The following is a 12,626-nucleotide window of genomic DNA, read 5'->3' on the forward strand; positions in this document are numbered from 1 at the left end:
TTCATCAAGGACGCTCACGACATGCAGGTAGAAAGTTTTTTCGAATGGCTCGGCCAGGCTCTCGGTTCGGTTATCCGTTTCATCGTCGATGGCCTCAGTGGCTTGTTCAACCTGTTGAGCAACGCCGGCAGCAACTTTGTCGAAGGGCTGTCCAGTGCACTGGGCATGGATGCGTCGATCATCAGCATCATTGCGCTGATCGTGGGGTTGATGCTGTTGTGGTCGGCCATTCGGGCGTTCATGAATGCGTCGATCATCATGGGGATTATCTGGTTGCTGCTGGGGCTTTGGTTGCTGAGCTGGATAATCCATTGATCCCGATTGATCGTTCCCACGCTCTGCGTGGGAATGCAGCCCGGGACGCTCCGCGTCCCTGACGGCGTGACGCAGAGCGTCACAGGAGTCATTCCCACGCAGAGCATGGGAACGATCACCACAAACTGTCGCTACAATGCCGCTCCCCCAAGGAGCCTGCATGTCCAACCTGATCGCCGACTGGCGCGACCGCCCTACCCATCGTCGAGTCTGGGCGCTCGCCGCGCCGATGATTCTCTCGAATATTTCCGTACCGCTGGTGGCGCTGGTCGACAGCGCTGTCGTCGGTCACTTGCCCCACGCCCATCAGTTGGGCGCGGTCGCGGTCGGGGCCAGCCTGTATACCTTTCTCGCCTGGGCCATGGGTTTTCTGCGCATGGGCACCACCGGGTTCGCCGCACAGGCCGCCGGGCGGGAGGACGGTGCGGCTTTGCGGCAGATCTTGCTGCAGGGTCTGTTGCTGGCAATGGGTCTGGCCATAGTGCTGGGGACACTCGGCGTGCCGTTGAGCGGGGTCGCGCTGCATTTCATGCAGCCGTCGGCGGAGCTGGATCAGTTGACCCGCGAGTTTTTCCACACGCGCCTGTTCGGTCTGCCGGCGGCGCTGGCCAGTTATGCGCTGGTCGGCTGGTTCCTCGGCACGCAGAACGCCCGAGCGCCGCTGGCCATTTTGCTGAGCACCAACCTGGTGAATATCGCGCTGAACCTGTGGTTCGTTCTCGGGCTGGAGTGGGGCGTGGTCGGTGCGGCCCGTGCGTCGGTAATCGCCGAATGGACTGGCGCGCTGATCGGCCTGCTGATGACGCGCAACGCCTTGCGCGCCTATCCCGGCCACATCGTCTGGGCAGCACTGGCGCTGTGGCGGAGCTGGCGGCCGCTATTGGCGGTCAACCGCGACATTTTCATCCGCAGCCTGGCGCTGCAATCGGTGTTTTTCCTGATCACCGTGCAAGGCGCGCGACTGGGTGATGCCACCGTCGCCGCCAACGCTCTGCTGCTCAACGGTTTGCTGCTGACCGCCCATGCGCTGGACGGCCTGGCCCACGCGGTGGAAGCCCTTTGCGGGCATGCCATTGGTGCTCGCGATCGAGAAGCCCTGCGCCGTTCATTGGTGGTGGCCTGCGGTTGGTCATTGGTGGCGAGCCTGGGTTTTGCCGTGCTGTTCCTGTTCGCCGGGCATTTGTTTATCGAGATGCAGACCGACATTCAGAGCGTGCGCGACACGGCATTCATTTACTTGCCCTACCTTGCCGCGCTGCCGCTGATTGCGGTCGGGAGTTACCTGCTCGACGGATTGTTTATCGGCGCCACCCGTGCCCGGGAAATGCGCAACGGCATGTTGCTGACGGTAATTCTGCTGCTGCCGTTTGCCTGGGCGCTGCAAGGTTTGGGCAACCATGGACTGTGGATAACCTTTCTGCTGTTCATGGTGCTGCGCAGCCTGACCCTCGGCGCGTTTGCCTGGTACCTGCACAAAAACGACGGCTGGTTCGCAGGCAAAGCTCACTGACTCGGCATGGCTGGTGTGCGGGAAATGCAGGTCCTGCAACGGCACGCCAGAGCACCGGTGCGTTCAGGATTGATCGTTCTGCCACCGGTTGCGCAGGCTATCGAGACGCTCCTGCTGGGTGAGTCCCGGCAACGCATGCCCAGGCAAAGCGCCGGGGTACTGCAATCGTAGCCATAACCAGTCATCAAGTACCGGGCGCTCGGTAAACCCCAGCGCCAACCCTTCCTGTAGGTGGACCCACAGCGTGCTGTAGTCAGTCCCGGTGGATCGACTCCAGTGCCAGGCATGTTGCTCCAGCAGGCAGGTTTGCAGTTTTTCCTGCTGACGCGGACTGAGGCTTTCTTCAACCGCCAAAGGGCTGACGGCAAGCCCCGGATTGACCAGTTGCTGCCAGCCTTGACTGCCGATCGCGCGGTCGGCCCAGGTCCCGCCGAACCAGCGTAAATGGCTGACAGGACCCAGCCAGCGACTCAGCTCCTGCGCATCGCAGGCATCGAACAAGTAACTGGCCGTTTGCGGGTTGTAGTAACTCAACAAGGCTCGGTGATGCAGACCGACTGTGACCGTGAGCATGCGGCGCAAATGCTCCAGCAATTGCGAGGACGACACCTCGCTGGCCATCAGCAAGCCGCGCCAGAGGGGCACTTCGCTGTGGCACAACCCGGCCAGCGCCGGGCATGTCCGAAGGTCGATCAGGGCCGGGCCGTGTTCATGTAGCGCATGCCACTCAGTGCCTTCGAACAACCAGAACCACCGGGCATGCGCAAATTGCTGTTGCAGCGCCACCCCCGCCTGCGGCGAACCCGGCACATCCAGCAATAGCCATTGCGGGGGCGCGACGATCATGCCGCACCGCTCTGGCCAAACCGCTTCGCGGCCCGGCAGGTGCAGAGGACCTGCGTGCAATGGTTGAAACTGCCGCCACCGGGCAGAAGGCATAGCAACATCAATGGTTCGCTCGATTGCAGTAGCGCCAGCAAGCCCCCGATTTTCTCGACCTCAGATGTGTGCAGCGGGTCGTCGTTATCAATGTCGTCAACGGACGAAGGAACGTGAAGAACCCCGGTAATCAGCGGCTGATCCGGATCCCCCTCGATAAAGCTCACAACCACTTCTGCACCCTCATTCAACTGCTCGACCGCCGCGTCGCCCAGTTCAGCGGCCACCGGCAGCCAACTGTGGCTGGGCACGGCGCCCTCGCCCTGATAAAGCCAGTCAAATTGCACGGCAACCGGTCTGGACGGATCGGGGCATGACTCATCGATGTTGACCACCCAGGCCCGTTGCAGGCTGTGCATCCTGGGTTTCACTGCGCAATGAAGCGCGACAAAAGGCACCTGCCAGTGAATCGCATGGATCTGGTTGCTGTAGGACTGCGTTAAATCCTGGCTGCCCTGATGCTCCACCCGGGTCAGCAGCCAGAGATGATTGCAGTCGGCGATCGGATGCCCGGACAGCGGCATCAACTGACCGCTGCGCAGCGCCGCCAGGTCCGTTCGACCTTCGGCAATCGGCGCGGCTGGCTGCCCAGCGCGCCCCAGAAGCTTGAACTGCCGCACGGCCGATTGTTCGCTCTCGACCTGGAAAACCGCGCTCTCGCTGAAACGAAAGTGCCCCTGACCATCACCGAAAACCACGCAATGCCCGCGCGCGTCGTGTTCGAAATGGTAGTGAAGCCGTTCCTGGACACACAAACGCTGGATAAATTGCAGGTCTGATTCCCGGTACTGCGTACAGAATTCACGGGGCGGGTAATCGCCACTCAGCTCAAAGCGCCGACTCTTGCCGACGATACCGTGCTCCTTGAGCACCTGACTGAGGATTTGCGGCACCGAGCGCGCGCTGAAAATTCGCTGACTGAAGCGCAGGGAAAGGCATGCCAGCTTCGGCCCCAGACGCACGCGACAGAGCCTGACAACCAGGTCATGGTCACACTGGACGAGTTCATGCAATTGTCCGTGGAAGCCATTTCCCGCTGGCCCGACATGCAAAAAGGCCGGACGGTACAGCAGGCTTGCAAGGTCGAGTGTGGGGTCATCGATCAGCAGATCCACGTCGAACACAAAAGGCTCGCTGATGGCTTCTCTACCGGTAAAGGCCAAGACCTCAAAGGGGTCGGGCAGACCCTCTACATCCAGACGAAATGACGGCTCGTTGACTGGATCGAACATCGGCGATTCTCTACAGGAGGGGCGGCCGGGGATTCTCTCCGAGAGAGTTGGCCGAGTAGAGTGCCGAAGTACAACTTAGGAAATGACCTACGCGAAAAGAAGACCACATCACTTGGATGGCCAGGAATGTAAGTCATTTCGCGTGAAATCCGAGAAGCATCTCACCAGGTCATCTGAAATTTCCGATACGTGCGGAACATTTTCAGACAACCTGGTGAGCGCAGTGCCTTACCTCAAGAAGACAGGTAAGAAGAACGGGTCAGCCCCAGACGCAATGCGTCGAGGAACTGGGTACGCTCGGCGGCGGTGATGCGGGCGCTGGCGCATTTGTCGCGGTAGTGGGTCATCAACTCTTCCGGCGACAAGTGCACGTAACGCAGCATGTCTTCGATAGTGTCGTGGGTTTCGATACCCGCGTGGTACACGCTGCCGTCAGCGTTCTGATAGATGTTCACCGAGTCGGTGTCACCGAACAGGTTGTGCATGTCGCCGAGAATTTCCTGGTAGGCGCCGACCAGGAAGATACCCAGCAGGTAGTCTTCACCTTCGTTCAGGCCATGCACCGGCAAGCTGGTCTCGATGCTCTGCTCGTCGACGTATTGCTTGATCTTGCCGTCGGAGTCGCAGGTCAGGTCTTGCAGCACCGCACGACGCAGCGGCTCTTCGTCGAGACGGTGCAGCGGCAGGATCGGCAGGACCTGGCCGATGGCCCAGGTGTCCGGCAGGCTCTGGAATACCGAGAAGTTGCAGATGTACTTGTCGGCCAGCTTGTCGTTGAGTTCGTCGAGCACCTGACGGTGCGAACGCTGACGCGCCTTCAACGAGTTGTGCAAGCGACGGCACACGGCGAAGTAGCATTGCTCGGCCAGGGCTTTCTCGGCCAGGGTCAACTTGCCATCGGCGTACTGGGTCGCAACATCGCTCATGTAGTGAGTGGCGCGCCAGTAGGTTTCAGTGACCATCTCGATGTCGGTCGGGCCCAGCAGGTCAACCAGCCACTGCACGGTTTCCGGCAGTTCTTCCTTATTGTCGATTTTCGGCACGTCGTCGTTGTGTTTCTCGACGTCGGTGACCTGAACCACCAGCATGGCGTGGTGAGCGGTCAGGGAACGGCCGCTTTCGGAGAAGATGTTCGGGTGCGGCAGGTTCTGCGCGTCGCAGAATTCCTTGAGCATCCCGACCACGACACCGGCGTAATCGTCCATGTCGTAGTTGATCGAACTGGCGTTACGCGAGTGCGTACCGTCGTAGTCCACGCCCAAACCGCCACCGACGTCGATGTGATCCACCGGCAGGCCGAGGTTGCGCAGTTCGCCGTAGTAACGAATCGCTTCCTTGAAGCCGTGCTGGTAGTCCGCCAGGTTGGCGATCTGCGAGCCCATGTGGAAGTGCAACAGGCGAATGCCCTGATCCAGGCCAGCGGCGCGGAAACGCTCGACCACCGACAGCAATTGCGCCGCCGACAGACCGAACTTGGATTTTTCGCCACCGGTGTCAGCCCACTTGCTCGACGCCAGGGACGACAGACGCACGCGCAGGCCAACCTGAGGCTTGACCTTGAGCGAGGCGGCTTCTTCGATCACCAGACCGACTTCGGATTCTTTCTCGATCACGATGAACACGTTGTGGCCGAGCTTCTGGCCCATCAGCGCCAGACGAATGAATTCGCGATCCTTATAGCCGTTGCAGACGATGGTGCCGCCCTTCGGCGCCAGGGCCAGCACGGCCAGCAGCTCAGGCTTGGAGCCGGCTTCAAGACCAATGGACACGTCCTGGGTGGCAATGATGTTCTCGATCACCGCTTCTTGCTGGTTAACCTTGATCGGGTACAGCGCGGTGTACTTGCTCTGGTATTCCAGACGCTCGATGTTCGCGTCGAACGCGCCGGTCAACTGACGCACGCGGTCTTGCAGAATGTCAGGGAAACGCACCAGCAACGGCAAGGACAAACCGCTTTTACGCAGCTGGTCGACTTGCTCGAACAGGTCGATAGGCGAACTGGTCGGACCGTTCGGACGAACTTCGACGCGACCGGCGTCATTGATCGCGAAGTACCCGGCCCCCCAATGGCGAATCCCGTAAACACTGCGGCTGTCCGCAACTGTCCATTGGCTGCCATCGTCTTTGCGTGTGCGTCGTACGGACATTGAAGTCCCCTATAAAGAAGTCATAGAGCGTCGCCTGGGTTCAGGCCGGCGCAGTCTAAAGAATGAAAATGACGGTTCGTCAACGAGGGGATAGACCTCGCTGACCGCAGTGAGTTTAGAAACCGGTCAGAACAGGCTCTGTGAAAACCATGTAGACGACGCCAAACCTGAATCGGATCAGGACTGGATCAAGCCGAGGGTGGTTTTCACAGAGGCTGCTAGCCGCCGGACTTCTTCGCTTTGAAACCGTGTTTGATCAGCTCGGCCAAGAGTAGCTCGACATGATCGCCCTGGATTTCGATGATTCCGTCTTTCAACGCCCCACCGGTTCCGCAACGTTTTTTCAACGTCGTGGCCAGGTCCTTGAGCGCCTCTTCGGCCAACGGCACACCAGTGATGGTGGTCACCGTCTTGCCGCCACGGCCCTTGCTTTCGCGACGCACGCGGGCAATGCCGTCGCCGGCCGGGATAACGGTCTGTTTGCAGATGCAGGCATCCACCGGTTTACTGCAATCCGGGCAATGACGACCTGCGTCGGTGGAAAACACCAGCCCACCAAGGGCGGCGAAGGATGCGGCTTTTTTGGCCACCGGCAATCCTCTTGGGAGGACAAAGACTGGTCGCGGCAACCCGGGAGGGAGCCATCGACCGCGAAGCCCCACTCAGGCAGGGGCAGCGCTACTGAGCCAGCCAATGCCGGTTCAGCTTGAAAAGGTCGCGCAGTGTAACGGCAAAAAGCCGACTTGCTAAGAGCCAATCGGCGCCAATTCATGCCTCTTTTGCGACGTCCGCCCCACGGGCCTGAAGATAGCGCTTCAAGGCGGCCAGAGAGTCCGGGCAATAAGGCTTTTGCTGGATTTCCAGCAGGACTTGATCAACAGGGATGAAGCGCGCTTCAAGGACTTCTTCCGGTTGCAGGATCAACGGACCATCCCACACCGCTGAAAACGCCGAACACCAGAGCCGATTACCGGTGTCTTCGAAGTAAAAGTGATCATGGGCGGTCAGTTCCACGCCGCTCACGCCCAGCTCTTCTTCCAGCTCGCGGGCAGCTGATTCGGCGTAGGTTTCGGTCGCCAGCACCATGCCCCCCGCCGCCACGTCCCAGAAACCTGGATAAATGGCTTTGCTCAGCGTGCGTCGATGCACGCAGAGTTCACCGGCGGAATTGAACAGCATGATGTAAGTGCCGCGTCCGATCAGCCCGCGTTCACGCAGGTCGGAGCGGACCAGGGCGCCGAGCAGGTTGTCCTGCTCGTCCACCCAGGCGATCTGTTCGGCATCCGAGGCCGCGCGGTGCGCGACCTCTCTGGCGCTATCGACCATGACTCAGCCCTGATTGAGCAATTGACGCAAATCGATCACTGCGGCGTTGGCCCGGGAAATGTAGTTGGCCATCACCAGCGAGTGGTTGGCCAGCACCCCGAAGCCGCTGCCATTGAGGATCATAGGACTCCAGACCGGTTCCTGCGAGGCTTCAAGTTCACGAATGATCTGGCGCACGCTGACCGTGGCGTTCTTCTTGGCCAACACATCGGCGAAGTCGACTTCGATGGCTCGCAGCAGATGGGACAAGGCCCAGGCCTGACCGCGTGCTTCATAGAACACGTTGTCGATCTGCATCCACGGGGTTTCGACGATTTCTTCGTCAACCTGCGGCACCTGACCCGGCGCGACGACTTCGGTTTTCAGCGCGGTGTTGAGCTTGACCCGGCCAACGCTGGCCGACAGCCGTTGCGACAGCGAACCCAGGCGGGTGCCGACATCGCCCAGCCAGTTGTTCAGGTTGTCGGCGCGGGCATAGAACAGCGCGTTTTTCTGCGACGGATCGGACAGGCGTGCCTGATAACGGCTCAGGGAATTCATGCCTTCCTGGTACTCGGACTCACTGGATGGCAGTACCCAGCTTTTGTTGTCGAAGTTGAAACGCGGCTCGGCCTTGGCCAGATCGGAGTCTTCGGCAGATTGCGATTGCGAGCGGGCGAAGTCTTTACGCAAGGCTCGCGTCAGGTCGCGGACCTGGACCAGCACGCCATACTCCCAGCTCGGCGTGTTATCCATCCACAGGCCCGGCGGGAAACGGTCGTTGGAAATATAGCCACCCGGTTTGGTCAGCAAAGTACCGGCGACGGTCTTGAGGGTTTCGACCGTGGTGTAGCCGATGACCATTTGCTTGCCTTCTTTCTCGGCGGCCATCTGGGCATTCTGCTGAACCGGAAACAGCGCAGGTTCCTGGCTCCAGTACCAGCCCAGCGCAATAGCCACCAGCAAGTACAGGCCAATCAGAGTGGCCAGCGCCCGACTGAACAACAGGCCACCCAGGTAACTACGGGTGGCCGACTTCGGTTCAGCGGCACGTTCAGGCGCGCTGCCCGCGCGGTTCTTCCAGTCCAGCATGGCGATATCCTTTCAATCACTTGAGTTCATCGGTTCGACCACAACCCTATCTCATCGTGCCTCGTTTGCCGCGCATTAAATCCTGCGTCAACACTACCCGCACAATTGCCACGATCGACGGCCACTATAAATGAAGCACAGCTTCGATCCTATGCGACCAGTCGGTCATTAACTGAATCAGGTCGCTTTACAGTTAATTGACGTACGACACTCATGCGATGGAAAAGAGGTGCTAGCATAGAGCCACCAGTCAACCTCAGCATGCCCCCTAACTAGTTGTCAGGATATGACCGAGCCAGAAGACCCCAGCCGTGAGCGCCTCAAGCACCACTTTGCCCAGCGGGTAATTCATCAGGCACGTCAAATTCTTGAGATATGGCAGCGCCTGCAACGCAGCGAGTGGTCCACCACCGACCTATCGGAACTGAGCGAGGCCAACCTGCGCCTGCTGCGTTTCGCCGAGCGCTTCGAACAACCTGAACACACCCAGCTGGCGCGCCACATCGGTCAGTCGCTGGAGGCTGTCGATGCCAATCGCGGACGCCTGAGCAGCGGATTGATCACTGACCTCAATCGCTTGATGCAACGCTTGTCACGCACTGGCCTGCGCCATGGCGATCAGCTGGACCAGACCTTTCTGCCACCCCTGCGCAAGCCGGTTTACGTGATGCTGCAGGATCATGACCGTGGCGAGCGCCTGGCCAAACAACTGGAATTCTTCGGACTCAGCGCGCAAGCCCTCGACAGCGTTGCGGCGTTCCGCTCTTCGATGATCGAGCGCTTGCCCGCGGCGATCGTCATGGACGTGGACTTCAGTGGCACCGGCATCGGTCTGAAACTGGCTGCCGAAGCCCAGGAAGGCCTCGATCATCAATTGCCGCTGTTATTCTTCAGCCTGCACGAAACCGATACCCCTACTCGTCTCGCCGCCGTGCGGGCCGGAGGCCAGGAATTCCTGACCGGCACCCTCGAAGCCTCGAGCCTGCTGGAGAAAATCGAAGTCCTGACCTGCGTCGCCCAGTACGAACCTTATAAAGTGCTGATCATCGATGACTCCCGCGCCCAGGCCTTGCACACCGAGCGCCTGCTCAACAGCGCCGGGATCGTCACGCGAACCTTGATCGAACCGATCCAGGCCATGGCCGAGCTCGCAGACTTCCAGCCAGACCTGATCATCCTCGACATGTACATGCCAGCCTGCACCGGTACTGAACTGGCCAAAGTGATCCGGCATAACGACCGTTACGTCAGCGTGCCGATCATTTACCTGTCGGCCGAAGACGATCTGGACAAACAGCTCGACGCCATGAGCGAGGGCGGCGACGACTTCCTGACCAAACCAATCAAGCCCCGGCACCTGATCACCACCGTGCGCAACCGCGCGGCACGGGCGCGCAATCTAAAAGCGCGAATGGTCCGCGACAGCCTCACCGGGCTGTACAACCACACGCACATTCTGCAATTGCTCGAAGACTGCAGCTTCCGCGCCCGCCGCGAAAACAAGCCGCTGAGCTTTGCGATGCTCGACATCGATCACTTCAAACGAGTCAACGACAGCCACGGCCACCCCATGGGCGACCGGGTGATCAAGAGCCTGGCGCTGTTTCTCAAGCAACGCTTGCGCAAGACCGATTTCATCGGCCGTTACGGCGGTGAAGAGTTCGCGATTGTCATGCCGGACACCGATCTCGAATCGGCCCACAAAGTGCTCGACGAAATCCGTCGGCGCTTTGCCGAGATTCACTACCCGGCTCAACCGCAAGACCTCTGGTGCACGTTCAGCGCCGGCGTGGTGGAACTGTGTGAACACTCCGACAGCCTGATGATGGCCAGCCAGGCCGACGAAGCGCTGTATCGCGCAAAAGACGCCGGACGCAATCGCGTGCAGGCTGCGCGAACATCAAAGCAAAGTGCCACCTTTTCATCGGAATCGACCCATTCGGTCATAACCCTGTAATACAAACGCAATAAATTCAGGCGCTTAACATTCTGCCGTTGGTAGACCCGCGATGCGCCTGAAGCTGCTGACCAATCTCAATACCCTCCTTTTAGTCGCCGTGTGCGTGGCCCTCGGCGCCACACTGTGGTGGTCGCAAAAGGCCCTGGAGCGCCCCTATCTTTTGATGGAGCGTTACCTGGGCTTGTCCCAGCAATTTCAAAATGAAGTCGCGCGCAATATCGGCGACTACCTCGCCAGCGGCGATGCCCTGCGCCTGAGCGGTGCCAGTCAGGCCATCGACGCCGTGCAAAAGGAGCTCGGCGAGTTGCCGCCGGCCTTGGCCGACACCTTGCGCCCGAGCCTGTCGAACCTCGAAGAATTCAGCAAAACCGACCTGCTGGCCGCTGGCAAACTCGCCGGCGATCCGCAAGCGCTGCTGCTGCAGGCCGAACGCGAACTCGGTGCCAGCCTCGATCAGCTCAGCCGGTACGCCAGCGCTGACGCGGCGTATCTGACGCCGTTGCTCGCCGCCGCCCAGCACTTGGGCAAGTTGTCTCTGGCCCGGGACAAACTGGTCAGCAGCGGCCGCAGCGAATTGGCCGCCGATGTCGAGCGTGAACTCGCCAACATCCGCACTCAGGCTGAATTGTTGAGTGCTTTGCCGCTGCTGGGTGTAGCCAGCAGCAGCGAATCCGGCACCGATGATTTCGCCGCGATGATGGGCCTGGAGAACACCGAAAAAACTGTTGCCGAGGATGCTGGCGTTGGCCTCAAACGCGAACTCAACAGCCTGCTGACGCGCTATCCCGCCGAACTCTCGCGCACGCGTGATCAGATCCAGAAACGCACCGATCTCAGCGCCGCCACTCACCTGAAAATCGCCGCCGTGCAGCAGGCCATTGCCGGGCTGGAGCCGGTGGTTCGCGCCCAGCACGGACAGATCCAGGGCGAAGTGCGGCTGATGCAAGGTGTGATGATCGGCTTGATCCTGCTGATTGCTTTGTTGATCGACACCTTGCAACGGAAACTGGCCCGGACCCTGACCAACCTCGCCCCGGCGCTTTCGACCTGGGCCGAGGGCGACTTCAGCCGAGACATTCAATTGGGTAAAACCAACCGTGAATTGCACGACATCGAAGCATCGCTCAATCGCTTGCGCGCATACCTCGTGGACCTGGTCGGGACCATTCGCCTCAACGCCGAACAGGTTGCCGGCAGTAGCCGAACCCTGGCCGAACTGAGCAACGACCTGCACAGCGGCGCCGAACATCAGGCCGGTGACACGGCACTGATACGTGATTCTCTCGGCGAACTGGAAGCGACCATTCAACAGGTTGCCGGCGATGCCAGCCAGGCGGCCGACGCGAGCCGCCATGCCGGGCTGGCGGTGGAGCAAGGCCAGAAAGTCATCGGCTTGAGCCTCACCGGGCTCCACGCGCTGGTCGGCGAAGTGCAAGGCAACGCGCAAATGATAGAACACCTGGCCGAGGAGTCGGCCACCATTGGCGGCGTGCTGACGGTCATCCGTTCGATTGCCGACCAGACCAACCTGCTGGCCCTGAACGCCGCCATCGAAGCCGCCCGGGCCGGGGAAATGGGCCGAGGGTTTGCGGTGGTGGCCGAAGAAGTTCGTTCACTGGCACAACGCACCGCCGGCGCCACGGCAGAGATCCAGACATTGATCGCCGGTTTGCAAACCGCGGCGCGTCAATCGGTGGAAGGCATGCGCGCTCAGGTCGAACACGCCGAAGCTACCGCCAATCAGGCCCAGGCCGCCGACGGTGCACTGGATAAAATCGTCGGCGCGATCCAGACCATTTCCGACACCGCCGTACGCATCGCCGATGTCACCGCCCAGCAGAGCGGCGCCGTCAGCGAAATCCGCGATCACAGTGAGCGGATTCACCAATTGGGTGGGGATAACTTGCTGCGCATCGGCGAGGGACGCGTGCAGGGGGAAAATTTGTTGGTGCTGGGTGGACGCTTGCATACCGCCGTCCAGGCCTTCCGGGTCTAAAGGCTGCGGGCCCGGATCCAACTGATGATCTGCACCGTCGCCGTCTAAGCGCTCGTATGAAAATTCCTATTTCGCCATGCAGTGGTTTTTAGTCGTCGTGTTGATGCTAGGGTTTAGCGCTTCTATTAAT

At 60.3% G+C, this 12,626-nt stretch carries 9 protein-coding genes and 1 pseudogene; 4 read left to right on the plus strand and 6 right to left on the minus strand.

Annotated elements, in window-relative coordinates:
* The first annotated feature begins 21 nt into the window (after positions 1 to 21).
* Complete coding sequence (locus AC3WP4_RS20350; protein ID WP_074880469.1) at positions 22 to 315, plus strand: hypothetical protein; 294 nt, start codon at positions 22 to 24, stop codon at positions 313 to 315.
* A gap of 160 nt (positions 316 to 475) precedes the next feature.
* Positions 476 to 1,825, plus strand: a complete 1,350-nt coding sequence (locus AC3WP4_RS20355; RefSeq protein ID WP_102615698.1) for an MATE family efflux transporter — start codon at positions 476 to 478, stop codon at positions 1,823 to 1,825.
* A 63-nt stretch (positions 1,826 to 1,888) separates the two neighbouring features.
* On the opposite strand, the gene AC3WP4_RS20360 is transcribed toward AC3WP4_RS20355, so the two are convergent.
* From AC3WP4_RS20360 to AC3WP4_RS20385, 6 genes are all read right to left on the minus strand, one after another.
* Positions 1,889 to 2,671 carry a DUF4123 domain-containing protein gene (locus AC3WP4_RS20360; protein ID WP_102615697.1) on the minus strand — a complete coding sequence of 261 codons (783 nt, stop codon included), beginning with the start codon at positions 2,669 to 2,671 and terminating at the stop codon, positions 1,889 to 1,891.
* Positions 2,668 to 3,996 carry a type VI secretion system Vgr family protein gene (locus AC3WP4_RS20365; RefSeq protein ID WP_102615696.1) on the minus strand — a complete coding sequence of 443 codons (1,329 nt, stop codon included), beginning with the start codon at positions 3,994 to 3,996 and terminating at the stop codon, positions 2,668 to 2,670. Before AC3WP4_RS20365 ends, AC3WP4_RS20360 begins: the two co-directional genes overlap by 4 nt.
* Positions 3,997 to 4,229: 233 nt before the next feature.
* Positions 4,230 to 6,143 carry an arginine decarboxylase gene (gene speA / locus AC3WP4_RS20370; protein ID WP_076028786.1) on the minus strand — a complete coding sequence of 638 codons (1,914 nt, stop codon included), beginning with the start codon at positions 6,141 to 6,143 and terminating at the stop codon, positions 4,230 to 4,232.
* Between the two features lie 218 nt (positions 6,144 to 6,361).
* On the minus strand, positions 6,362 to 6,733 hold the full coding sequence (locus AC3WP4_RS20375; protein WP_074873454.1) for a translation initiation factor Sui1: 372 nt from the start codon (positions 6,731 to 6,733) through the stop codon (positions 6,362 to 6,364).
* 178 nt (positions 6,734 to 6,911) lie between these two features.
* Positions 6,912 to 7,469, minus strand: a complete 558-nt coding sequence (locus tag AC3WP4_RS20380; protein WP_074873452.1) for an NUDIX hydrolase — start codon at positions 7,467 to 7,469, stop codon at positions 6,912 to 6,914.
* Between the two features lie 3 nt (positions 7,470 to 7,472).
* Positions 7,473 to 8,540, minus strand: coding sequence for a DUF2333 family protein (locus AC3WP4_RS20385; RefSeq protein ID WP_074873450.1), 1,068 nt, complete (start codon positions 8,538 to 8,540; stop codon positions 7,473 to 7,475).
* A gap of 286 nt (positions 8,541 to 8,826) precedes the next feature.
* Here AC3WP4_RS20385 and gcbA point away from each other — a divergent pair, with 286 nt between their 5' ends.
* Both gcbA and AC3WP4_RS20395 read left to right on the plus strand, forming a co-directional pair.
* Complete coding sequence (gene gcbA / locus AC3WP4_RS20390; RefSeq protein ID WP_102615695.1) at positions 8,827 to 10,497, plus strand: diguanylate cyclase GcbA; 1,671 nt, start codon at positions 8,827 to 8,829, stop codon at positions 10,495 to 10,497.
* Positions 10,498 to 11,989: 1,492 nt separating this feature from the next.
* Positions 11,990 to 12,496: pseudogene (locus tag AC3WP4_RS20395) on the plus strand (methyl-accepting chemotaxis protein); the annotation flags it as partial.
* Positions 12,497 to 12,626 lie beyond the last annotated feature (130 nt).

This window comes from Pseudomonas sp. FW305-20 (assembly GCF_058788075.1).